The sequence below is a fragment of the Streptomyces sp. NPDC007905 genome, from assembly GCF_042959345.1.
Taxonomy (GTDB): domain Bacteria; phylum Actinomycetota; class Actinomycetes; order Streptomycetales; family Streptomycetaceae; genus Streptomyces.
Window position 1 is genome coordinate 164,342 of the sequence record NZ_JBIBKS010000007.1, and the last position, 22,906, is coordinate 187,247.

A 22,906-nucleotide genomic window follows, 5' to 3' on the forward strand; every position below is an offset into this window, starting at 1 on the left:
GTGAAACCCGGTGGGGAGGCGAGGTCTCGCCCGCCGCGTGGCGCGGCGTGGCGGACACGGGGCGGTGCGGCAGGCACGGTGGCCGGCTCCTGACGAGTTGCTACGAGGACCCGCCGTAGAGCTCGCGTGCCGCCAGGGCCCAGCTGAGCTCCACGACGGTGTCCGGTGCGTCGAGGCTGGTGCCGGTCAGCTCCTCGAAACGGCGCAGCCGGTAGCGGACGGTGTTGACATGGACGTGTGCGGCGCGGGCGACTTCGCGGATGTGCCGTCCCCTCTCCAGGTATCCCCGGACCGACTCCTCGATGAGCGCACCGAACTCACCCTCCGCCTCCAGTGGGCGCAGATAGCGGTCGAGCAGCAGCTCGGCGAGTTCCGGCTCGGCGACGACCGCCACCCGCCAGGACAGGTCGCCCAGGTCGTACACGCCGCGCAGACCGTACGCGCGGGCGGCTTCCAGCAGCCTGCCCGCGGCACGGAAGGAGCGGTGCGCCGCGGTCAGGTCCGTCGGCGGGCCGAGTCCCGCCGTCACCTCCAGGTCACCGGTCTCCGGCTTCGCCTCGACGACTCCGGCGACAGCCTCGTCCAGTACGGTGAGCAGCGCGCCCCGGCCGTTTCGGCGGGCGTGGGACTCCAGGGGGCGTTCCAGCGCGTCCGGACCGCAGTCGCCGTTCGGAACAGCTCTGATGGCGCGATACGGCCGCGACAGGTCCAGTCCGTAGATCGCCGCACCGCTGTGGATCTCCGCCGCGCTCAGCGTCCCGTAGAGCAGTCCGCGCAGGAAGTCGGCGCGGCGGCGGGCGTCGAACAGGGCGGAGGTGACCTCCGCCTGCCGGTGGACGGCCGCGATCTGCAGGCTCGCGACGTCCGCGAGCTCCCACAGGCACCTGGTGCGGTCGACGACGAGGCCGGCGTCCAGTCCGCGTTCGGTGGCCTCGGCGATGAACAGGTCCCGTATCGCGCTCAGCGCCCCGCGGAAGGCGCGGAGCCCGTCGCCGAGCGGCACGCCACGGGCGACCCGGTCCCGGGCCACATCGGCTTCGTCGAAGTCCTCGGGCGCGGGCACCGTCCCCTCGCGCACCACCGCGAGAGCCCGCTGGAAGTGCCGATGCCAGATCTGGTCCAGGAGTTCCCGCGGTACGGCCCGGTAGGACGGGATGTGGTCCGCCAGCTCCGCGTGCAACCGCCCGCCCACGTGCCGCTGCTTCGCGGCCATCGCGGCGATGACCCGTTCGAGGGGCATCGCCTGGCCCGACTGTGCGGGCATGGATCTCACCTCCGCCCCTCCGGCACCGGCCGTTGTGCAACTGAACAATATGCGGCCCTCCGGCCTTGGCCGGGCAGCCGTCGACAACCCCCCGTCCCCGAAAGCACAGTGGCACGGCGGCGGGAGGAGCGCATCGGCGCACACAGCGGGGCACCGACCTCGCGCAGCCCGCCCCCGTAGCACCGGCCCACCCCGACGAACAGTGCGGAGACCACCATGACCGACGAGCACCATCAGCGACCCGGCCGTGCCGCCGCCGAGACCCGACCGCGTCTCGCGCCACTGCCCGAGGACGGCTGGGACCCGTCCACCCGCGAGCTGCTCGCCCCGATTCCCCGGGACGCCGACGGCCACCTCCCCAACGTCTTCACCACCTTGGTGCGGCACCCCGGCCTCTTCCGGCACTTCCTGCCCTTCGGCAGCCATCTGCTGCGCGACGGCCGTCTGCCGGACCGGACCCGGGAACTGCTGATCCTGCGCACCGCCTGCAACACCCGGGCCGGTTACGAATGGGGGCGGCACGTGCCGCTGGCCAGGGCGGCCGGGGTCACCGACGAGGAGATCCGGCGGGTCGGCGCGGGCCCGGACGCCCCGGGGTGGACGCCGGCCGACGCCCTTCTGCTGCGTGCCGCCGACGAACTGCACCGGGACGCACGCCTGTCCTCGGCCACCTGGTCCGCACTCGCCGCCGGCCACGACGAGGCCCAGCTGATCGAAATCACCATGCTCGTCGGTCAGTACCACATGGTCGCGTTCTTCCTGAACTCCGCCGGTACCCGGCTCGAGCCCGGCTACGAGGCGGAGGCCCTGCCCGCGCCCCCGGTGGCCGGCGCGGACGCGGCGGAAGGGGTGCACGGCGATGCCTGAGCCCCGGCACACCACGAACCGCCCGGACAGTCTCCTGACCGGCCGGAACGTACTGGTCGTCGGCGCGGGCACCCGTCCCGGCGACGATCCGAAGGCCCCGGTGGGCAACGGGCGGGCCGTGGCCGTGCTCGCCGGGCGTGAGGGAGCCTCCGTGGCCTGCGCCGACGTCTCCCCCTCCGCCGCGGCGGCCACCGCCGCCCTGGTCGGTGAGGAGGGCGCGCGTGGCGTCCCCGTGGTCGGTGACGCCACGGATCCGGGCCAGTCCTCGGCCATGGTCGCCGAGGCCCTGCGCGCACTGGGCGCGCTCGACGCGATGGTGGTCAACGTCGGTGTCGGCCTCGGCGCGGGCCTGGCGGACACCTCACCGCAGCAGTGGGAACAGGTGCTCTCGCTCAACCTGGGCGCCCCCTTCCTCGCCGCCAAGTACGGGTTGCCCGCGCTCACCGACGGGGGCTCGATCGTCTTCGTCGGTTCCGTGGCCGGGCTGCGCGCGGCCACCGGCTCTCCCGCCTACGACAGTTCCAAGGCGGGTCTGTTCGGTCTCACCCGCCATGTCGCCAAGGAGGGGGCGCCGCGCGGGATCCGCGCCAACCTGGTCGTCCCGGGCCTGATCGACACTCCGATGGGCCGCGAGGCCTCGGCCCGGCGGGCGTCGCGTTCCACCTCGTTCACCCGCATCCCGCTCGGCCGCCAGGGCACCGCCTGGGAGGTGGCCGATGCCGTCACCTTCCTGCTCTCCGACCGCGCCTCCTACATCACCGGGCAGAGCCTGGTGGTGGACGGAGGGCTGAGCGCCGTCTGAGCACTCCGGGCCCGGGTGACGGGGCGGGGGCGGTCCCCAGGGTCAGGGCATCGACCGGGACCGCCCCCGCCTGCTCACTTCGCCGGCGTGCCGAACTCCTTGCGGGTGTCCACCGGCTTGCCGAACAGCTGCCACCGCTCGCCCTTGAACCGCATCAGCTGCATCGACTCGAGCGGGAAGGCGTCGCCGTGGCCCGTGGACATGGTGACTCCGGGCAGCAGCAGACCGACCTTCACGTTCTTCAGGTTGCGCACCGCGTCCCGCAGTCCTTCCCTGGTCGGGCACTTCATCGCGTCCAGGGCCTTGTGCAGGCTGGAGGCGACGGCCCAGCCGTACGCGTTGAACTGGTTGGCCGGGTCGGCGTCGGGGGCGTACTTGTGCATGGCCCTCGTGTAGGTCTTCACCTCGGGATCATTCGCCCACTGCGGGTCGACGGGGTCCTTGAAGTAGGTCGCCGAGACCACGCCCTGCACGTTCTTGAACCCGACGGGCTGGAGCACGGCCGCGGACGAGGCCACGTTGTTCACGATGTGCAGCGGGTTCCACTTGGTGTTCTTGGCGTCGGCGGCGAGGGCCTGGCTGCCGAACTTGGGAGTGGTGACGTCCAGCAGCACGTCGGCCTTGGAGCGGGAGAGGCTCGCCATCTGCGCCGACACGGACGGGTCGGTGACCTCGTAGCTCTCCTGGGCCACCACCTTGATGCCGCTGCCGGCGACGGCCTTCTCGAACCCGCCGAGCAGGTCCTTGCCGAAGTCGTCGTTCTGGTAGAGCACCGCGACCTTGGCCTTGGGCCTGGCGTCCTTGAGGTACTTGGCGTACACCCGGGCCTCGGCCACGTAGTTGGGCTGCCAGCCGATGGTCCAGGGATGCTTGTCGTCCGTGCCCCAGAGGGAGGCACCCGTGGCGACGAAGGGCTGCGGCACCTTCTGCTTGTTGAGGTAGTCCCACACGGCTGCCGTGGACGGGGTGCCCAGGGTCTGGAAGACGGCGAAGACCTTCTCCTGCTCGACCAGTCTGCGGGCCTCTTCGACCGCCTTGGGCGGCTGGTAGCCGTCGTCGCGGACCACGAACTCGACCTTGCGGCCGTCTATGCCGCCCTGTGCGTTGACGTACTTGAAGTAGGCGGCCACGCCCTTGCTGATCGTGCCGTACGCGGAGGCCGGTCCCGACAGCGGGTAGATACCGCCCAGCTTGATGGTCTTGTCGGTGATGCCGGTGGTCTGCTGGCCCTTGCACGCGCCACCGGCGGCGGTGTCCTGGGCATCCTGCCCTCGCTGGCTGCTACAGGCGGTCGCGGTGAGCAGGGCGGCGGCCGCGACCGCGGCCGCCCGCAAAGCGGTGGTCTTGCGCATGTGATTCATTCCTTTTCCGTGCGGGGCGAGGCGCCCACGGGTTCGGCGTCGGCAACTGCGGGGTCCGCAGAAGTGAGGGTCGCCGGGGGTATGGATTCGGCCTGGGACTCCGGCACCTCATCGGGTGCGGGCTCGGCCTCGGGCGTCTGGTCGACGGCAGCGGTGGTGCGGATCGGGCGACGGGCGACAGCGCTCCGGATACGGCCGGGCAGACCGGCCAGTCCTGTCGGGGCCACGAACATCACCACGATGATCAGCAGGCCGAACACCACTCCCGGTGCCGCGTCGCTGAGGTCCTGGGACACGCTCGGCACGTACATCACGAACGCCGCGCCCAGCAGGGGTCCGTACAGCGAGGCGAGCCCCCCGACCACCAGGCCGGCCAGCAGGGTGATGGACAGAACGAAGCTGAAGGAGTCGGGTGAGACGAAGCCGATCACCCAGGTGTACAGACACCCGGCAACACCCGCGAACATCGCGCTCCACGCGAAGGCGAGGGTCTTGTGCAGCGACAGCCGCACGCCCATGACCTCGGCGGCGCTCTCGTTGTCCCGCACGGCGAGCAGTGCCCGGCCGACCCGGGACCGCAGCAGGTTGCGGGCGAGCAGCAGGACCACCGCGGTGACGGCGAGGACGACGAAGTACAGCCACTGGTCCTCGGCCAGCCCGCTCCACGCCGGCGGCTGCAGCTTGTCCACGGTCAGGCCCATGGAGCCGCCCGTCACCGGTTCGAGCCGCTTGAGCAACGGCGGCAGGAACACCGCGAACGAGAGGGTGACCAGCGCCAGGTACAGCCCACTCAGCCGCAGCGCGGGTACTCCGAACCCGAGGCCCAGCAGGAAGCATCCGGCGGCCGCGACCGGCAGCGTGGCCAGGTGGCCGGTGTCGTACCGGTCGAGCATGACCGCCGCCGTGTAGGCCCCGGCCGCGAAGAACGCGCCGTGCCCGAGCGAGATCTGCCCGCCGTAGCCGACCAGCAAGTTCAGGCCGGACAGCGCGACGGCGTACAGGAGCACCATGGTCAGCTGGAAGACCTGGAAGGGGGCGAAGTAGAACGGTGCGCCGGCGGCGGCCAGCGCCGCGAGCAGCAGGGTGAGCGCGGCCCGCAGCCGCCGGGCCCGGTCGGTGCCGAGTGCCGTTGTGATCGTGCTCATGCGCGCTCCACCGCCGCCCGTCCGAAGAGGCCCTGGGGCCGCACCAGCAGCACGGCCAGGATGATCACCAGCGGTACGCCCACCTTCAGGTCCTCACCGATGACGTCCACGTACGCCCCGGTCAGCGTCTCGGCGACGCCGACGAACAGGCCGCCGACGACCGCACCGACCGGGCTGTCGAAGCCCCCGAGGGTGGCCGCGGCGAACGCGTAGATCAGCACTCCGCCCATCATGTTGGGCTCCAGGAACAGCACCGGGGCGACGAGCACGCCCGACACCGCGCCCACCGTCGCGGCCAGCCCCCAGCCGAGCATCAGAACCCGGCCCACCCGGATGCCCGACAGCCGGGCGGAGGCCGGGTTGCAGGCGACCGCCCGCATCACCAGGCCGGCAGAGGTGTGCTGGAACAGCAGGTACAGCAGCCCCATCACGACGGCCACCACGCCGATGATGCCGAGCGTCGACCAGTCCACACGCACCCCCGACAGGTCGATCCCGCCGTCGGGGAACGGCTGCGGGAAGTCCTTCACGGTGAACGACCAGATCAGGCCCGCCAACGCGTTGACGAAGATGAACAGGCCGACCGTGACGATGACCACCGTCAGCTCGGGCGCGCCCTGCACGGGACGGATGACGATCCGCTCGACCAGCATGCCGCCGGCGAAGGACACCGCGAGGGTGACCGGCAGCGCCAGCCAGAACGGCATCCCGGACGCCACCAGTTGCCAGGCGACGTACGTGGAGAGCATGGCCAGCTCACCCTGCGCGAAGTTGACGATCCCCGTGAACCGGTGGATCAGCACCAGGGCCAGCGCCAGGCTGGCGTACACCGCGCCGGAGCCCAGTCCTTCCACCACTTGCTGGAGAAGATCGGTCACGGCGCTCACCCGGCCTTGCGGGAGTGGACGGAGACACCGAGGTACACCTCGGCGACCTGCCCGTCCTCGCGGATCTGTGCGGCCGGTCCGGACAGCACCAGGCGGCCGGCCTCCAATACGTGCGCCCGGTGCGCGATGTCCAGCGCGAGCTGGGCGTTCTGCTCGACGACGACCACGGTGGTGCCTTCCTCCTCGTTGACGGCACGGACGATTTCGAACAGCTCACGGGTGACCAGCGGCGCGAGCCCGAGCGACGGCTCGTCCAGGAGCAGCAGCGAGGGCCTCAGCATCAGCGCCCTGCCGATGGCGACCATCTGCTGCTCCCCTCCGCTGAGGCTGCCTGCGGCCTGACCCGACCGCTGGCGCAGCTTGGGGAAGTAGCCGTAGATCCGCTCCAGGTCGGCCGCCACCGCCGCGCGGTCGGCACGGCCCCGCTGCAGGCGACCGGTGCGCAGGTGGGCGCCGATGCGCAGGTTCTCCTCGACGGTCAGGTCGTTGAAGGTGCCCCGGCCCTCGGGCACGTGTGCCACCCCGAGCCGGGCTGCCTGCTCGGGCGAGCGGCCCAGCAGCTCCGCACCGCTCAGGGTGACCGAGCCGCGGCCGCGGACCATGCCGCACAGCGCCCGCAGCGTCGTGGTCTTGCCCGCGCCGTTGGGTCCGAGGATCGCGCACACCTCACCGCGGGCGACGGAGAGGTCGAGGCCCTGGAGCACACGGGCCTGGCCGTATCCGGCGTGCAGGCCGGAGACCTTCAGGAAGCCCGGCTCCGCACTCGCCACGGCCTCGGTGCGGTCGGTGGTGGGCTCGCTCATGCGGCCACCCCCAGGTACGCCTCGATGACCGCGGGGTCGCGCTGGATGTCCTCCGGTGAGCCGTCGGCGATCTTGCGGCCGAAGTCGAGGCAGACCACCTTGTCGCACAGGCCCATCACGAACCCCATGTGGTGTTCCACGACCACGAGGGTGAGGTCGAAGTCCTGGCGCACCGACCGGACCAGATCCGCGAATTGATCGACCTCGCCGTGGCTGAGCCCGTTGACGGGTTCGTCGAGCAGCAGCAGTCGGGGCCGTACCGCGAGCGCCCGGGCGAGTTCGACCCGTTTGAGCGTGCCGAACGGCAGGCCGGAGGCGGGGTGGTCGGCGACGTCCGCCAGGTCGAGCCGCCGTAGCAGGTCGTCCGCCTGGTCACGTAGTTCCCTCTCCTCCCGCCGGACGCGGGGCAGCCGGAGCGCCGCGGCGAGGTGTCCGGTGCGCCCCCGGCTGTGGGCGCCGACCATGACGTTCTCCCGGACCGTGAGCCGCGGGAACAGGCCGAGGTTCTGGAAGGTGCGGGCGATGCCGCGCCCGGCCACGGCGTGCGGCGGAAGGGCGAGCAGGTCCTCACCCTCGAACTGCACCGTTCCCGCATCGGGGGTGCAGCGCCTGGTGAGGCAGTTGAACAAGGTGGTCTTACCGGCTCCGTTCGGACCGATGAGCCCCACGGCGGTGTCCGGCTCAACGGTGAACGCGACACCGTCCAGTGCCGTGATCCCGCCGAAGCGCACGGTGATACCGTCGACCGCGAGCATGAGTGACGCCCCTTCCGAGGTGCTGGGGGGTGGGCGAGCGTCACAGTAGGTGGGGGCGTTCCAGGCGCACATTGGGTGTGAGCACCCAACTTCTCGGTCGCCGAACTGTGCGCCGCGCACAGGTGCGGGGAGATGTCTCACGCCGAGCCTGTTGACGGAGCACGAGGCGGGCGGCGACGATCGGCGCCATGCCTCGCGGTCCCGCCTTGGGCGCTCCTCAGCTCTCCGAACCTCTCCGCCGCCAGCGGTGGCGGATCCTGCACGCCGTCCACGACCGGGTCGAGGAGGTGGCGGAGACCGCCGTCGAGGTGATGCGCGCGGAGATCCCGTCGTACGCGCTGCAGGACGAGCGGTTCTTCGACGAGGTACGGGAGCAGGTGCTCGAGCACTACCGGATGCAACTGGCGGCGCTGGCCGGCGACCGCGACATGGCTGCCGAAGACCTGGTCTTCAGCCGCGGGGCAGCCATGCGCCGAGCACGCGCGGGGTTCGCCCTGGAGGACTGGATCAGTGCCTTCCGGGTCGGCCGGCAGGTGCTGTGGGACGCGCTGCTCGACTGCGCGGGCACGTCCGCCGAGGCCCAGCAGGCCGCGCTGTCCCTCGTCACGCCCCTGATGCGGTACGTCGACTACGCCAGCACCCACGCCGCACAGGCCTACATCGAGTACCAGCAGCATGTGGTGGCGGACGCGGACCGGGAGCGCCGGGATCTCCTGGACCAGCTCCTGGCCGGCGTGGCACCGACGCGCGGTCCGCTGTGCGCCGCGGCACAGGCGTACGGCATCGGACCGCGCTCGCCGATGATGGCGGTCGTGGCGGTGTGCGTCGGCGACACGCGCACCGGGGACCTCACCTCGGCCGAGAACGGGTATGCCACCAGCGCGTCGATCAGCGTCGCCGGGCCCTGGGCCGGCAGGACCCTGGTGGTCGTGCGCCACGGCGAGGTGGTGGCCGTGCCCGTGGTCCGGGCCGGCATGAACGCGGAGGACATCTGCGCCCACTTCGAGGCCGTGCAGCAGCGGCTCGCGCGGGGCGGGACCATGCTCTCCATGGGGATCAGTACGGTCGCCCAGGGCGCATCCGAACTGCCGCGCGCCTACGCGGAGGCGCGTGCCGCCCTCGACCTGGTGCCGGGCGGGGGCGGGGTGGCGGCACTGCCGCGGCTGTCCCCGTTCGACTACCTGGCGCTGCGCGCCGACGACCTCGCCCGGCAGTTGGTCGATCCCCGCGTGCGGGTGCTGCTGGAGGAGGACCGCAGACGGGGCGACACGCTGGCCGCCACCATACGGGCCTTCGCGGAGGCGGACCTCAATCTGCGGCTGGCCGCCGACCGGCTGCGGGTGCACCACAACACGGCGCACTACCGGTTGCGCCGGATCGAGGAACGCACCGGCCGCAATCCGCGCCGGATCGCCGACCTTCTGGAACTACTGGTCGCCCTCGCCATCCGCGACGGCGCCGGAGATGGTGGGGATTGCCAGTGAGCGGCATCGTGGAGTCGGAGTCCGCCGGGACCGGGGCGGCCCGTGGGCTGCCGGGCGGGCCAGAAGGCATGGGCCTGCCGGAGGGGCACGCCGGACAGGACCGAACGGTCCGGCGTGCGCTGCTGGACGCCGCACTGGAGGTGTTCACCGAGCGCGGTTACACCGACGCCGGGCTCACCGAGATCGCGGCGCGCTCCGGCATTCCGGCAGGCGCCCTCTTCCAGCACTACGGCGGAAAACGCGGCCTCTATCTCGCCCTGTGGGAGGAGTTCCGGGAGGAGCAGGAGCACCGGACCGCGGCCACGCTGACCGCCGAGCGCAGCCGTGGCGTGGACGACCCCCTCGCCCTCTTCGTGGCGGGAGCCAGGGCGTACCTGGAGGGCGTCTGGGACAACCGGCGGCTCGGCAGGCTCCTCGCGGAGGACGACAACCCCGCGGGCTTCGACACGCTGCGCCGCCAGTGGGACCGCGCTTGGGTACGGCGCAACGCCCGGCTCCTGGAGGTGGACGAGCGGCGACGCGCCGGCCGGGTCCGGGTCAGCGTGCTGACCACCGTCATCGGAGGGGCGGCGCGCGAGCTGGGCGAATGCGAGGACGAGACGGAGGCCCGGGAGATCGTGGACGAGGTGTGCGGCATCCTGGTCCATCTGTCGGCACCGCCCGGCTGACGCACCTGGGCCGTCGCGGCCGCCGGCCGCCACGACACCGGGCTGCCGGCCGGCGGAGGCTGCGCGACTTCGACCCGGCGCACGGCAGGGTGCTGCACCACGTCGTGGGCGGAGAAATCGGTCGCGCGGGGTGAGGTGTAACCGTCAACTTCCGCCTGAGCACGGCGAGATACGAGGCGCACCGGCACATGCCGGGCGTGGACACCGAGGGCGCGCGGACCGGCCGTTTGGGCTTGCTGCTCGACCAGTTCGACCCCGCCAGGGCGATGGCCCAGGTGCGGCTGGCGGGGCTCGGTGACGAGGAGTACCTGTGGGAGCCGGTGCCCGGTTGCTGGTCGCTCCGGCGCCGGGGCGAGGCGGCGACGCCGAGTGGTTTCGGGCCGGCCTAGTGGGTGCTCGACCTGGGCGTCCCGGACCTCCCGGCGAACGAGTACGCCGAGGTCGCCCGGCAGGCCGCCGACGGCATGACCGTCGACAGGATCGCCGATGACTGGAGCGCCGGTGTCGAGCGGGTCGAGCAGATCCTCGCCCACACCGGTGCGCCGGATCCGGACGAAACGCCGGTCACGACCATCGCGTGGCGGCTGGGGCACCTGCACTTCCCCTTCGCGGGCGGATGGGAGTGGACCTGCGGTGAACGGCGGCAGGAGCCGGAGCCGCTGGTCGCCTTCACCCCCTCCGCCGCCCTGGCGCTCGAGCGGTTCTGGGCGGTGATCGACCGCCGGCGCGACACGTCGCGGCCGTCACCGTCACCGTCACCGACGAGCAACTCGACACGGTCGGCTTCTCGCGATACCCGTACAGCAACGACTCCGACCACCCCTACGTCGGCGTGCTGTCGGCGACCCACCTCGAATTCATCCACACACGGCCGAGATCGCCTTGTTCCGCGACCTGTGGCAGGCCCGCTTCCCCACGCCCGGGTAGGCCCGGCCGCGCCGCGAGGGTGCTTCACTGGGTGCTGAGCATGCCCTCGCGCAGCCGGGCCAGCAGGCGCGTGATCAGACGGGACACGTGCATCTGCGAGACCTGCAGGCGTTCGCCGATCTCCTTCTGGGTGAGTTCCTCGACGAACCGCCAGTGGATGATCTTCCGGTCGCGTTCGTCGAGTTCGGCGATCATCGGTGCGAGGGCGTGGAAGTCCTCGACCAGCCCGAGGGCGGCGTCCTCCTCGCCGACGAAGTCCGCGAGCGCGGCTTCGCCGTCCTCGCTGCCGCTGATCGCCGCGTCCAGGGAGGCCGACTTGTAGCCGTTGGAGGCCAGCCGGGCCTCGACGACCTCGTCCTCCGGCAGGCTCATCAGCTCGGCCAGTTCCCTGGTGGTCGGGGTCCGCCCCAGCCGGCTGCGCAGTTCCTCGGTGGCGCGGGCCAGCTGCACGCGGGCCTCCTGCAGCCGGCGCGGCACGTGCACGGCCCAGGAAGTGTCGCGGAAGAAACGCTTGATCTCACCGACGATGTAGGGCACGGCGAAGGAAGTGAACTCCACCTCGCGAGACAGTTCGAACCGGTCGATGGCCTTGATCAGGCCGATCATGCCGACCTGGACGATGTCCTCCATCTCCTCCGGACCGCGGCTGCGGAACCGGCCGGCCGCGAACCGGACCAGGGACATGTTCATCTCTATCAGCGTGTTGCGCGCGTACTGGTGCTCGGCCGTCCCTTCCTCGAGCACCGCCAGCTGGTCGAAGAACAGCCTGGACAACTCCCGGGCGTCCTTGGGCGCGACCTTGGACGGGTCCGCGATCTCCGGCAGGTCGGTGGCCGGCCCAGCAGCCTGCACGGTCGTCGTCGTCATGATGCGCCCCTCGCGATCGGTCAACGTAGTCTCCGTCGGCGCAGTGGCCGACGACCGGACGTCTACCCCGAGTCACAGCCGGCATGCCCGGGCATGTCCGAGTCGTGGTGACCGTGCCGGTGTTCGGCGATGCCCTGCCGACCGGTCGGCAAGGGTGGGGGGCTCTGCGCGAGGCGCTGAGGAGCCTCCGTCACAGTGGCGAGCGGCTGCGCGGCACCCGGGCCAACGGGCCGACCACCCCGTACAGTTGGTCGAAGGCGTCGCGCAACACGGGGCGGTCCGGCAGCGGGGCCGTCACCAGTGTCTGTTCCAGAAGCTGCCGGCGGCGTTGACGCGTCGCCTCCAGTACACACTTTCCGGCACCGGTGAGGCGGAACTCCCCGGACGGGACACGGCGTACCAGTGTGCGCTGCTCCAGCAGGTCGAACAATCTCGTCATCGACGCGGGGCTGACGCCGAGGTGCCTGGCAATCCTGCCCGGGCCGGCCGGCTCGTTCTCCAGGGCGAGCAGGGCGCGCATCTGCTCGTGGGAAATCGTCGGGGCGACGTCTTCGTGTGCCCGCTGCCACAACTCGATCATCGATTCGGCGACGCGTTCTGCCGCCGGCGTCGCTTCGGCAGGTTCGGGATGCACTGACATGGCTTTCCCCTTCCTTGATGCCGTTGAGTACACGGGCATACCCACCCGACGGCGCGTCAGCCCCGCCCGCTCGTTCGAAACGCCTCTGACCTGGGGCAGTGGGGGAATACAGCGCCTCGTTGGTCGGCCATCCGGGTGACGGGTCCGGGACGATCCCGTAGGGCTCCGGTGACCTTCTCCGACGGTCTGCCGGGTGCGCGCCCCTATCGGGGCGATATGCCCGGTTCGGGGCTGGTTTCAGTGAGTTCGGGTTCCAGTCCCTCACTCACCGGGGTGCGGCTTCGACCAACGTCGGCGCGCCATGCCTCGAAGGCCCAGGCGGTAAGGGCGACGACGGCCAGGCCGAGGAGCCACCCGCCCAGGACGTCGCTGAACCAGTGCACGCCGAGGGCAACCCTGGTGAAGCCGACGCCGAGTACGGAGCACACGGCGACGCACCAGCACGGCACCCGGCAGGCCCGCGGTACGAGCGGCAGCAATACCAGCAGGAGAATCGCGAAGGACGTGGTGGCCGTCATCGCGTGGCCGGACGGGAAGGAGTAGCCCGGGGCGTGCGCCACCGGGTCCTGCAGAGCGGGTCTGGCCCGCTCCACCACAGCCTTGACCAGCAGCCCGATGAGCCCGCCGGCCACAGCGGTCACCGCCGCCCAGGCCGCCAGGCGCCACGCCTTGCGGTACAACAGCCAGAGGGTCAGCACCGCGACAGCCGCGCGCAGGGTGACGGGATCCCACACCCGGTCGGACAGCAGGCGGAGCGTGCCGGTCCACGCCGGGTGGTGGAGGGCGACCGTGTGCAGGCGTTGGGCGGCCGCCGAGTCCAGCCGCCGCAAGGGCCCCCACTGGCCCTCGACCAGGATCAAGAGCAGCCCGAAGCACACCGCGGTCACGGCAGCGACGGCGGCTGAGGCGAGCAGCCGTACGCCGAATCTGCGGTCCGCCCGCAGGCGACGCTCGCGAAGGTGCCGCAGGGCGGCCCACGTGACCATTCAGACTCCTGGATCGGCTTGGACGGGGCCGGGACGCCGGCCGCGCGCTGCTTCCAGCTGTGCGGCGAAGGACAGCCCCAGGAACAGGGCGATGGATGTCAGGTAGGCCCACAGCAGCAAGGACATGAAGGCGCTCAGGGGCCCGTAGACGGTGTCGAACGAGCCGCTGATGTTCAGGTAGAGGCTGAGCAGCCAGGTCAGTGTCATCCACAGCACCAGGTACACGGCCGCGCCGAAGGCCAGCCAGGTGTAGCCGGGTTGCTTACGACGGGGTGAGCGGCGGAAGACGGCGCTCGCGGAGATGAGCGCGAGCAGCAGCCCGAAGGGCCAGCGCAGGATGTCCCAGGCCTGCTGGGCGCTGCCCCTGAGGTGGTAGACGGTCACCGCCGCCGAGGCGAGGTCGTCGCCGGCGACCATGACGACGAACCCGAGGCCGAGCGGGAGCCCTGCGCTGACGGACATCACCAGGCCGCGCAGGTACTTGAGATGGAAGGGGCGGTCGCGTTCGTTGCCGTAGATCCGGTTGGCGCCCCGCTCGATCTGGCACATGGCGGTGGTGACGTTGACCAGGGAAAAGGCGGCACCGAGCCAGAGGGCGACCGCGGCGCCGTCGCCCGCCTTGCGCCGGCTGCGGTCGAGCGCGTCGTCGACGACGTCGGCGCTGGGGCCCTGGGCGATCCGGTGGATCGTCAGTTCCGCCATTTTGCCGACGTTTTCGGTGTGCAGGCTGGTCGACAGGCCCACGAAGGCGATGGCCAGGGGCACGACGGCCAGCACCGTCTGCAGAGCGAGGGCTCGGGAGTGGCTGAAGCCATCGGCGTAACGGAAACGGATGAAGGCGTCCCGCAACAGGGACCAGCCGCCGTAGCGGCGCAGTGCTGCCCACGCCTCGTCGGCGGACAGTTCCTCTCCGCTCATGTCACGTGTCTCGGGAACCTTCGTGGCGGTACCCATTCACTTCCCCCGTGCGGGCCGTGCGGGCAGCATCACCGTCAGGGCGCCCGGCCTCACCTCTACGGTCAGGCGACGTCCGGGAGCCACTGGATCACCGTCCAGTTCCCGGGGCTGCGGGGCGTCGAAGGTGAACTCGGCACGCCGGAAGGTGAAGAACTCCATGGGCACGCCGTCCTTGCCGTCCCGCTCGCGGACGGTGTCCGCGGCCGGCCGCGGTGTCGTCGTGCGGCCTCGCAGCACCGTCCATACGGCACCGATCCAGCCACTCGGACCGCGCGGGTCCAGGATCAGCAGGTTCAGCCGACCGTCGTCCGGGCTGGCATCAGGGAGCAGCGTCGTACCCCCCTGAACGGTGCCGATGTTGCCGACGAGCACCATGCGAGCGGTGCGGCGCAGGGCGGGCGCGTCGTCGAGGCGGACACTCAGCCCCATGCGCGGGGTGCCGAGCACGCGAAGGGCGGCGATCACATAGGCGGGCCAGCCCAGCAGGGACTTGATGCGATCGCTCGCGTTGGCGCGTTGCACCATCGCGGCGTCGAGACCGGCGCCGGACATGGCGGCAAAGTGTGTGGGGGGCAGCCCGTCGCCCTCCATACGGCCGAGGTCCACGCGGTGGGCCGTGCCGCGCAGCGCGGCGTCGAGCGCGTCGGCCGGGTCCGGCGGCAGGCCAAGGTTGCGGGCGAGGAGGTTGCCGGTCCCGCAGGGCACCAGGGCGAGCGGGACCTCACTGCCGGCCAGGGCGTCGGCGGCCGCGCGGAGCGTACCGTCGCCGCCGCAGACCACCACGAGTCCCGCGCCGTCGCGGACCGCGCCGGCTGTCTGTCCGCCGCCCGGGTCGTCGGGGGTCGTCTCGATGAACGCCGATGCGGGATGGCCGTGTTGCTCCAGCACCCGACGCAGCGCGGCGAGGTCGGCCTGGTCGGTGACCGTGGGATTGAAAATCACGGCGGTGTGGCCGGGGAGCCGCGTCGAGCGGTCGGCCACGGCTGCGGAGCTGGGCCCTGTCGTGGAACTCCCGTCGTCCGCCCGGAGCGTCGCGGGGCGGACAGGAGTCTGACGGCAGCGGGCGGGGGGAGCAGTCACGAATCCGTCGGTGAGTACCGCGCGCCCCACGATCAGCAGCGACAGGCCGCCGTTCACCAGGCCGCCCACGACGTCGGTGGGGTGGTGCATCCCCCGGTAGAGGCGGGCAACGCCCACGACCAGGGGCATGACGAGGAGCAGCCCGGCCACGACGCCGCGCCAGGGCCCGCGCAGCCGCGACAGCGCCAGCACCGCCAGGCCGCCGTAGAGCGCGGTGGCCGCGCCGGTGTGGCCGGAGGTGTAACTGGACGTCGGCAAGGAGCCGTCGAGACGGTGCACGTCCGGGCGGTGGCGGTCGACCGCCACCGTGATGACGAGGAAGACCAGTGACTGCAAGGACACGGCGAGGGCGAGGAAGACGGCCTGTCGCCACATCGGAAGCCGAGGTATCAGGATCAGGCTAAGACAGCTCACGAGCGTGATGGCGATCACCGTGAGGGTGTTGCCCGCCTCCGACGCGACCGAGGACAAGGCGGTGAGGAGGCCCGTACGTGCCCGCTCGAAGCCCGTGTCGACGTGGTCCTCGACCGTCATGGGCCACGCGCCGCGGGCCGGGCCGGTGATCAGCAGGCCGAGGCCCACCATCAGCGCTGCCTGACAGACGGTCAGCGCACTGATCCACCCGGCGGACCACCCGATTCCACGCGGCATCGCGACGCGGCCGTCCCCGGCGGCGCGGGGTTCTTCTCCGGACCTCTCACCGGGCAGCTCGGCAGGTCTTTCCGGCACGGCGGTCGACATCGGTACCCCCTGAACAGCGTTTGACGGCGTTGTGGTGCCGGAGGTCGTCCGCTCCGGCTCACCGCCGTATGCCCGCTCAGCCGAGGAGCAGGCCGGGCGCGCCCGGGTGCGGATTCGGGGAGTGAGGCGGTGACGGCCGGGCATCTGCTCCTTCGGGCTCGTCCGGCAGCCCGCAACGATCCGGCTTCATTGGTCCAACGGGAGATTCGGCGTGACCCTCGACGGCATACCGGCACCCCTTGCTCGCGGCAGCGTGCCCGTGGCAGAAGCGCGCAAGCAGCGCCTGCGCCGCCGCCTGGAGCGACTGATCGGCATTGCCGCCACCGAGGGCAACGACCTGCTACCCCTGCGCAACGGCGACGAGATCTTCCCCGCGATGCTCGGGGCGATCCGCTCGGCTCAGCACACGATCGACATGATGACGTTCGTGTACTGGCGTGGTCAGGTCGCCCGCGACTTCGCCGTCGCCCTCGCCGACCGCGCCCGCGCGGGCGTGCGGGTGCGGCTGCTGCTCGACGGCTTCGGCGCCAAGAGGATCGAACAGCAGCTGCTGGCCCTCATGGAGGCAGCGGGTGTGCAGGTGGCCTGGTTCCGCAAGCCCGTCTGGCTGTCGCCGTTCAAACAGAACCACCGCTGTCATCGCAAGGCCCTCATCGTCGACGAGCAGACCGCGTTCACCGGCGGCGTCGGCATCGCGGAGGAATGGTGCGGTGACGCCCGAGACCCCGGCGAGTGGCGCGACACCCATGTCCGGGTGAGCGGCCCGGCCGTGGACGGTATCGCGGCCGCGTTCGCGCAGAACTGGGCCGAGTGCCACGACGAACTCTTCGACGACCGCGACCGCTTCACCGAGCACCCGCAGGCCGGCACGTCGGTCGTTCAGGTCGTTCGCGGCTCCGCAAGCATCGGCTGGCAGGACATGCAGACCCTCATCCGGATCATGCTCACCTCCGCCGAGGAACGATTCCGCCTCACCACCGCGTACTTCGCCCCCGACACCTACTTCATCGACCTGCTGTGCCAGACCGCCCGACGCGGCGTATGCGTGGAGATCCTGCTTCCCGGTCCCTACACCGACCAGCGTGCCTGCCAGCTGGCCGGCCAGCAGCACTACACCCGTCTGCTGCAAGCAGGCGTGCACATCCGGCAGTACCAGCCGACCATGATGCACGCCAAGATCATCACAGTGGATTCGGTTGCCACCCTCATCGGATCCACCAACTTCAACCGCCGGTCCATGGACCACGACGAAGAGGTCATGCTCGCCGTCCTGGACGAGACGTTCACCGCCTCACTCGACCGCGACTACGAAGCCGACCTGAAGCGCAGCGTGGACATCGACCTGGCCCGATGGAGACGACGGACCGTACTCCAGCGCGCCAAGGAAGCCGCCGTCACCCCGATCCGACGCTTCCTCTGACGGAACCGCCGCCGTCCGCTCCGGCCACGGAGGACTCCGCGGCCGGGAGGCGACGGGGCAGAGGGAGGTGCTCCGGACCGGCTCCGGGACGCCCTGTCCCCCGACGCCGGGCAATCTCCCCGGTGAACGCCCGCCGCCGCAGGGGCGCCCGGCCGGTTCCAGCCCGCGCGGCCGTACCGCCCGAACGGGATTCCGGCGTGCGGGAGATCCAGGACCGCCTTGGCCAGGCCGGAGGCGCGCTCCGTTGGCGTCAGGGCGGACGCTGCTGCACGTTCCCACGCATCCCGGGGTCCTCGGCGAAGGCAGCCTGTCGGGGTGCCGTCGAGAAAGTGCTTCGGGCCCAGTCGGCGAACGACGTCCAGCGCAGTTCGGGGCGGGCGGCGTGCAGCGCCGGCAGGTCGACGCCTTAGCCGACGCTGCGCAGGAACGCCCACATCGCTCGCATGTCGTCGTTGCCGATCTCGTCGAGCTGCACCTCGTTGTGCCGAACGGTCCCACCGAGCGCCGCGCTCAACACGGCGGCCATGTCACCGGGCGTGGGGGCGTGGCCGGCGAGCTCGATGCGCCGACCGACGAACGCGTCGGGTGCGGCGAGGACAGCGGCGGCGAACCGCCCAGGTCGGGGCGCGCCAGTTGCTGCAGGGGGCGGTCCGGTGGCAGAGGCAGATCGAGCATCCCCTGGCGGAGCCGCTCCTCCGCGCCGAGAGCGTTGTCGAAGAAGTAGGCGGGCCCCAGGATCGTATAGAGCACATCGCCTGCGGCCAGTTCCCGCTCGATGACCGCCTTGGTCTCGAAGTGCGGTACGCCGGTGTCCCGATCGGCGCCCGCGACGGAGCTGAAGACCAGGTGTGGCACACGGGCCTGATGCGCGGCCGCGAGAAGGGATCGGCCTTGTGAGATCTCGGCGGCCGGTCCTGACTCGGAGGGCGTGGTCATCGCAAACACACCGGCTACTCCCCGCATGGCCGTGGCCAGGGACTCTCGGTCCTCGAGGTCTCCGCCCACGACCTCGACGTCCTGGGCGGCCAGGCGCCTGGCCGAGGCGGATCGAGGGTTGCGGACCAGGCCGCGGACGGCGGCACCGCGGGACAGGCAATGCGCTGACGACGGCCCCGCCCTGTCCCCCGGTTGCCCCGAGTACCAGGGTCGGCTGGTCAAGGCTCGTGCTGAAAAGTCCTTCCGCATCGACTCCACAGGGCCTCACCGCCGCCAGTGGGACCCTGGCGCTTGATCGGTGTGCCTGCGATGCCGGGTTGCCTGATTCTTCGACCGAGGGCACCGTGGTCAGTATCTGTCATATTGTCCCGGAAGGAGCTCGCTGTGGCCGGGGCTTCCCACCAGGTGTCGCGGACGATGTGGCCGCAGCTGCGGGTCGCCGACTGGACCGAGACCCGGGACACCCTGCACATGTGGACCCAGATCGTGGGCAAGATCCGGCTGGCCCACGCACCGCTGGTCAATCACTGGTGGCAGGTCACCTTGTACGTCACCCCGCGCGGCCTGACGACGTCGGCGATCCCTTACGGCTCGGGGGTGTTCGACATCGAGTTCGACTTCCTCGACCATCTGCTGCGTGTCCGCAGCAGCAACGGCACCGACCGCAGCGTGGCTCTGGAACCCCGACCGGTGGCCGACTTCTACCGCGAGACAATGCGTGCCCTGGGCGAGCTGGGAATCGAGACAAAGATCCAGGCACATCCGAACGAGGTGGACCCGGCGATCCCCTTCGACGAAGACCGCCGGCACACTTCCTACGACCCGAGCGCCGCACAACTGTTCTGGCGTCAGTTGCTGCAGGCCAACCGGGTGCTGGGGGAGTTCCGCTCATACTTCGTCGGCAAGGTCAGCCCGGTGCACTTCTTCTGGGGCGCCATGGACATGGCCTGCACGAGGTTCTCGGGACGAACGGCCCCGCCGCATCCCGGCGGCGCCCCGCACTGCGGTGACTGGGTGATGGTGGAGGGCTACTCCCGCGAGTTGAGCAGCTGCGGGTTCTGGCCCGGCGGCGGTGAAGAAGGCGCCTTCTACTCGTACGCCTACCCCGAGCCGGATGGCTTCGCCGACCATCCGATCAGCCCGGCCGACGCGTTCTACAGCCCCGACTACGGCCAGTTCCTCCTGCCCTACGAGGCAGTGCGCACCGCTGCCGACCCGGACAGGGCGGTGGCCGACTTCCTGCACACGACCTACGAGGCTGCCGCGGAACACGGCGCCTGGGACCGACCGACCCTGGAAGAGGACCCGAACCGGTGGCAGGAGCGCAGGGCGGACCGTCACCCGCGATGAGGGCACCCCGCGGGCCAGGCGCTCGCGATGTCGGAAGCTGCGGACACGGGAGCGCACCCTCGAAGCCCACAACGGCTCGTCACAAGCGAAGATCACATGGACTCCCGGGGCACGGAGCTGTCGCGGACACCGCCACCGCCAGGCCGCCGCACTGCGGGATCCGAACAAGGCGAAGCAGGTGCGGCTGACGGGCGGGATCACCCGGCTGTCGCGCTCCCGTGACCGCCGGGGGCTGACGGCGGTGATCCGCAACCAGGGATCGGCGGTGGTCGCCATGGTCCGCCTCTGGCTGCCGGAGGACCCGCACGGCCGCCGGGTGCCGGCGACGCTGTACAGCGACGACTACCTGTGGCTGCTGCCCGGCGAGACCAGGACGGTCCGGCTGTCCTGGCCGACGGGGCCTGCTCGTCACGGCACCCGGTGCTGACGGCGGAGGCGTCCAACAGCCCGGTCGCAACGCTGGACGGCTGACACGCCCCATGCCCAGGAGCCGGCTGGTCCGGGGCCGCGGTCGATCAGGTAGGGCCGGTGGAGTCGTGACGCCGTGCGACGAGCGGTACGCGGGCGATGGCGATCGCGCACAGGACCAGGGCCACGGGCGGGAGCGCGGCCCAGGCGCGCGCCTCCTTCAGCAGCGCGGCGGAGACGGCGGCGCCGACGATGAGGCCGACCAACCGCAGCGGTACCCAGACGCCCGGGCGGCCGGTGCCGATGCCCTTGACGATGTAGGTGGCCAGCGTGCCGGTCAGATAGGTGGTGGGCGCGGCGGCCCGCCCGGCGGCCACCATGGCGGCGGACTGCGTTCCCATGGCGAGGGCGGCACCGAACTGCATGGCGTCCCGGGTCGCCTCGCCGGGCGTGCCGCCGGTGAGCCCCCAGACCAGCGCGCCCACGGCAAGGAGGGCCGCCTCGACGCCGAGGACCACCATGACGCGCCGGGGCCAGTGGGTGGCCGCCGTGAGGCAGCCGCGGGTGCACCGGGCGACGGCCAGCGCACCCACGCCGAAGCCGGCCAGCGCCAGCACGGCCGCCGTCACACCGGCGGCCTCGCCCCGGCCGCCGGCCATGCCCAGCAGCGCGAGGTTGCTCGTCACGACTCCCGCGAAGACCCGGTCAAGGCCCAGGAAGGAGACGGATTCCAGGGCTCCGGAAGCCGCCACCAGCAGCACCACGGCGATGCGCAGAGACCGTCCCGGGCTGATCTTCGACTGCTCCTGCTGCTCCACGCGTCCCCCGGGCCGGGATCGTAACGTCTGGTGGGCAATCGTAGCTCCGCACCACGGAACGTACCGGGCGGCGCGGCCTACCCGCGTCCGCGCCGGGCGGGCACAGTCGTGCTCGGCGCGTGTGGGCCTTGTCGGGGCGCGTGGTCACGGGCCACTGGCACCGGCTTCCTGCCGCCGAAGGAGGTGCAGGCCCACAGCAGGGACGGGCCGCCGCGTCGATGTCGTGGACGACGCGCTGGTTGAGCACGTGCAGCCCCGCACTCCGATGCCCAGGACCGGCACGCCCGCGATGATGCCGCCCAGGGTGCGGCCGGCGGCCGACAGCACGGCGCAGGCGACGGCGATGAGGACGACGGCGACGGCGGTGGGCATGGGATGGGTGTGCCGCTTGACGCGGCCGGTGAGGTTGGCGGCCATCGCGCCGGCGGCGCCGAGGAGTCCGAACAGGCCGATGACGGCGGGCGAGCAGTGGAACGGGTCCCGGCTGAGCTGCAGGGCGGTGGTCGACCAGAAGATGCTGAACGCGGCGAAGCTCAGGGCGCCGTACGCGGACCGGCCCCGGACCGGGGGAACGCCTGCCGGGACACCGGGCGGGCGCACGCGAGGCCCGTACCCCCACGGCGCGCCAGTGATGTCCCCTGCAGCGGGCCGCCCTTGCCTATCAGGCGTCAGAGCCCCGCCGGCGTGGGCCACTTCGCCTCGCTGGACCTGCCCGACATCGACCGCGCGCCGGCGGAACCGGCGTACGCGCTGGACCAACTCGGAAGCGCCGGGGGCCCCGTTCGCGACCAACGCCCACGGCATGTACCTGGGAGACGCTCGTCGACTCCTCGGGTAGGTGAGACCGCCCATCCAGCGTGCCGACGCCGGCGTCCGCCGTGCGGGCTCTTCAGCCCCTCGGCAGCCGCCGCTCAGCGATCCCCCCGTAGGTTCACCGACACGCCGGATCACATGGACCTAGGAACCGGTGCCGGCTCCTCGACGGAACGGGAGCGCGTCACCGAGGAGTTGCCCGCCGTCGATCACCATCGTCTCGCCGGTGATCCAACTCGCGGCGTCCGATGCGAGAAACGCGACCGCCGAGGCGATGTCGGCAGGCTCCCCTATGCGACCGAGTGCCGTCGCGTCGGACACGGCCTGCTCGTGCTCCTTCCACAGAGCCTCGGCCAGCTTCGTGCGCACCACACCCGGTGCAACCGCGTTGACGCGAACCTTCGGCGAGAGTTCCAGGGCCAGTTGTTTCGTGAGGTGGATCAGTGCGGCCTTCGACGCGTTGTACAACCCGATGTTCGCCTCGAAGGCCATGCCGCCGACCGACGCGGTGTTGACGACCACGCCGCCGTGCTCGCCCATCCAGGCCCGCGTGGCCAGACCCGTCCACAGGACGGGAGCCCACAGGTTCACGTCGAAGGTCTTGGCGAAGCGGCCGTGGTCCTGGTCGATGACGGGCCCGAAGGCCGGGTTGGTTCCCGCGTTGTTGACGAGGATGTCCAGGCTTCCGAAGCGCTCGAGCGTCAGGTCGACACAGCGCCGGGCCGCTTCTTCGTCGACCGCGTGCGCACCGACGCCGACCGCCGTGCCCCCGACCTGGGCCGCGGCGGCGTCGGCCGCCTCCTGGGACCGGGAGGTGAGGACGACGTTTCCGCCGGCGGCGGCGATGGCCTGGGCGATCGCCAGCCCGATCCCGCGCGAGGCACCCGTGACGACGGCGGTGCGACCGGTGAGATCCAGTCCTGTCAT

General features: G+C 71.4%; 22 protein-coding genes and 1 pseudogene. 8 read left to right on the plus strand and 15 right to left on the minus strand.

Annotation, left to right across the window (positions count from 1 at the left end; genetic code table 11):
* Positions 1-100: 100 nt before the first annotated feature.
* The gene (locus tag ACFZDC_RS14760; RefSeq protein WP_391323736.1) at positions 101-1,264 is read right to left on the minus strand and encodes a helix-turn-helix domain-containing protein; all 1,164 of its coding nucleotides are present in this window, start codon (positions 1,262-1,264) and stop codon (positions 101-103) included.
* 216 nt (positions 1,265-1,480) lie between these two features.
* Here ACFZDC_RS14760 and ACFZDC_RS14765 point away from each other — a divergent pair, with 216 nt between their 5' ends.
* Positions 1,481-2,131, plus strand: coding sequence for a carboxymuconolactone decarboxylase family protein (locus tag ACFZDC_RS14765; RefSeq protein ID WP_391323737.1), 651 nt, complete (start codon positions 1,481-1,483; stop codon positions 2,129-2,131).
* On the plus strand, positions 2,124-2,933 hold the full coding sequence (locus tag ACFZDC_RS14770) for an SDR family oxidoreductase (protein WP_391323739.1): 810 nt from the start codon (positions 2,124-2,126) through the stop codon (positions 2,931-2,933). The genes ACFZDC_RS14765 and ACFZDC_RS14770 overlap by 8 nt, the downstream gene beginning before the upstream one ends.
* 74 nt (positions 2,934-3,007) lie before the next feature.
* On the opposite strand, the gene ACFZDC_RS14775 is transcribed toward ACFZDC_RS14770, so the two are convergent.
* Genes ACFZDC_RS14775 through ACFZDC_RS14795 form a run of 5 tightly spaced genes read right to left on the minus strand, consistent with a single transcriptional unit; the run spans position 3,008 to position 7,884 of the window.
* Entirely contained in the window at positions 3,008-4,285 is a 1,278-nt protein-coding gene (locus tag ACFZDC_RS14775; protein WP_391323741.1) for an ABC transporter substrate-binding protein, read from the minus strand.
* Positions 4,286-4,290: 5 nt separating this feature from the next.
* Positions 4,291-5,439, minus strand: a complete 1,149-nt coding sequence (locus ACFZDC_RS14780) for a branched-chain amino acid ABC transporter permease (protein ID WP_391323743.1) — start codon at positions 5,437-5,439, stop codon at positions 4,291-4,293.
* Positions 5,436-6,317 (minus strand): branched-chain amino acid ABC transporter permease, encoded by an 882-nt coding sequence (locus tag ACFZDC_RS14785; RefSeq protein ID WP_391323745.1) that lies wholly within the window; start codon positions 6,315-6,317, stop codon positions 5,436-5,438. The genes ACFZDC_RS14780 and ACFZDC_RS14785 overlap by 4 nt, the downstream gene beginning before the upstream one ends.
* A 5-nt stretch (positions 6,318-6,322) precedes the next feature.
* Positions 6,323-7,129, minus strand: a complete 807-nt coding sequence (locus tag ACFZDC_RS14790) for an ATP-binding cassette domain-containing protein (RefSeq protein WP_391323747.1) — start codon at positions 7,127-7,129, stop codon at positions 6,323-6,325.
* Positions 7,126-7,884 carry an ABC transporter ATP-binding protein gene (locus ACFZDC_RS14795; protein WP_361786561.1) on the minus strand — a complete coding sequence of 253 codons (759 nt, stop codon included), beginning with the start codon at positions 7,882-7,884 and terminating at the stop codon, positions 7,126-7,128. The genes ACFZDC_RS14790 and ACFZDC_RS14795 overlap by 4 nt, the downstream gene beginning before the upstream one ends.
* A 188-nt stretch (positions 7,885-8,072) precedes the next feature.
* On the opposite strand from ACFZDC_RS14795, the gene ACFZDC_RS14800 reads away from it, so the two are divergent.
* From ACFZDC_RS14800 to ACFZDC_RS14810, 3 genes and pseudogenes are all read left to right on the plus strand, one after another.
* A complete protein-coding gene (locus tag ACFZDC_RS14800; RefSeq protein ID WP_391323748.1) occupies positions 8,073-9,368 on the plus strand; it encodes a helix-turn-helix domain-containing protein in 1,296 nt (431 codons plus the stop codon).
* The gene (locus ACFZDC_RS14805; protein ID WP_391323750.1) at positions 9,365-10,036 is read left to right on the plus strand and encodes a TetR family transcriptional regulator; all 672 of its coding nucleotides are present in this window, start codon (positions 9,365-9,367) and stop codon (positions 10,034-10,036) included. The genes ACFZDC_RS14800 and ACFZDC_RS14805 overlap by 4 nt, the downstream gene beginning before the upstream one ends.
* Positions 10,037-10,233: 197 nt before the next feature.
* Positions 10,234-10,963, plus strand: a pseudogene (locus ACFZDC_RS14810) (DinB family protein).
* A 24-nt stretch (positions 10,964-10,987) separates the two neighbouring features.
* Here the strand turns inward: ACFZDC_RS14810 and ACFZDC_RS14815 are convergent.
* From ACFZDC_RS14815 to ACFZDC_RS14835, 5 genes are all read right to left on the minus strand, one after another.
* Positions 10,988-11,830, minus strand: coding sequence for a SigB/SigF/SigG family RNA polymerase sigma factor (locus ACFZDC_RS14815; RefSeq protein WP_391323752.1), 843 nt, complete (start codon positions 11,828-11,830; stop codon positions 10,988-10,990).
* Between the two features lie 190 nt (positions 11,831-12,020).
* Entirely contained in the window at positions 12,021-12,470 is a 450-nt protein-coding gene (locus ACFZDC_RS14820) for a MarR family transcriptional regulator (protein ID WP_391323754.1), read from the minus strand.
* Between the two features lie 203 nt (positions 12,471-12,673).
* Positions 12,674-13,456 (minus strand): phosphatase PAP2 family protein, encoded by a 783-nt coding sequence (locus tag ACFZDC_RS14825; RefSeq protein WP_391323756.1) that lies wholly within the window; start codon positions 13,454-13,456, stop codon positions 12,674-12,676.
* Positions 13,457-14,410, minus strand: a complete 954-nt coding sequence (locus ACFZDC_RS14830) for a YhjD/YihY/BrkB family envelope integrity protein (protein ID WP_391323758.1) — start codon at positions 14,408-14,410, stop codon at positions 13,457-13,459. It abuts the gene before it with no gap.
* Positions 14,411-16,234, minus strand: coding sequence for a diacylglycerol kinase family protein (locus ACFZDC_RS14835; protein WP_391323760.1), 1,824 nt, complete (start codon positions 16,232-16,234; stop codon positions 14,411-14,413).
* A gap of 211 nt (positions 16,235-16,445) precedes the next feature.
* On the opposite strand from ACFZDC_RS14835, the gene ACFZDC_RS14840 reads away from it, so the two are divergent.
* Positions 16,446-17,654 (plus strand): phospholipase D-like domain-containing protein, encoded by a 1,209-nt coding sequence (locus ACFZDC_RS14840; protein ID WP_391323762.1) that lies wholly within the window; start codon positions 16,446-16,448, stop codon positions 17,652-17,654.
* Between the two features lie 510 nt (positions 17,655-18,164).
* Here the strand turns inward: ACFZDC_RS14840 and ACFZDC_RS14845 are convergent.
* The gene (locus tag ACFZDC_RS14845) at positions 18,165-18,839 is read right to left on the minus strand and encodes an NmrA family NAD(P)-binding protein (protein ID WP_391323764.1); all 675 of its coding nucleotides are present in this window, start codon (positions 18,837-18,839) and stop codon (positions 18,165-18,167) included.
* 168 nt (positions 18,840-19,007) lie between these two features.
* Here ACFZDC_RS14845 and ACFZDC_RS14850 point away from each other — a divergent pair, with 168 nt between their 5' ends.
* Together ACFZDC_RS14850 and ACFZDC_RS14855 are read left to right on the plus strand one after the other, a co-directional pair.
* On the plus strand, positions 19,008-19,940 hold the full coding sequence (locus ACFZDC_RS14850) for a DUF5996 family protein (RefSeq protein ID WP_391324048.1): 933 nt from the start codon (positions 19,008-19,010) through the stop codon (positions 19,938-19,940).
* Between the two features lie 178 nt (positions 19,941-20,118).
* Positions 20,119-20,367 (plus strand): hypothetical protein, encoded by a 249-nt coding sequence (locus tag ACFZDC_RS14855; RefSeq protein WP_391323766.1) that lies wholly within the window; start codon positions 20,119-20,121, stop codon positions 20,365-20,367.
* Between the two features lie 88 nt (positions 20,368-20,455).
* On the opposite strand, the gene ACFZDC_RS14860 is transcribed toward ACFZDC_RS14855, so the two are convergent.
* The 3 genes from ACFZDC_RS14860 to ACFZDC_RS14870 form a co-directional block, all read right to left on the minus strand.
* Positions 20,456-21,166, minus strand: a complete 711-nt coding sequence (locus ACFZDC_RS14860; protein WP_391323768.1) for a DUF1275 family protein — start codon at positions 21,164-21,166, stop codon at positions 20,456-20,458.
* Positions 21,167-21,310: 144 nt separating this feature from the next.
* On the minus strand, positions 21,311-21,766 hold the full coding sequence (locus tag ACFZDC_RS14865) for a hypothetical protein (protein ID WP_391323770.1): 456 nt from the start codon (positions 21,764-21,766) through the stop codon (positions 21,311-21,313).
* A gap of 357 nt (positions 21,767-22,123) precedes the next feature.
* Positions 22,124-22,906, minus strand: coding sequence for a glucose 1-dehydrogenase (locus ACFZDC_RS14870; RefSeq protein WP_391323772.1), 783 nt, complete (start codon positions 22,904-22,906; stop codon positions 22,124-22,126).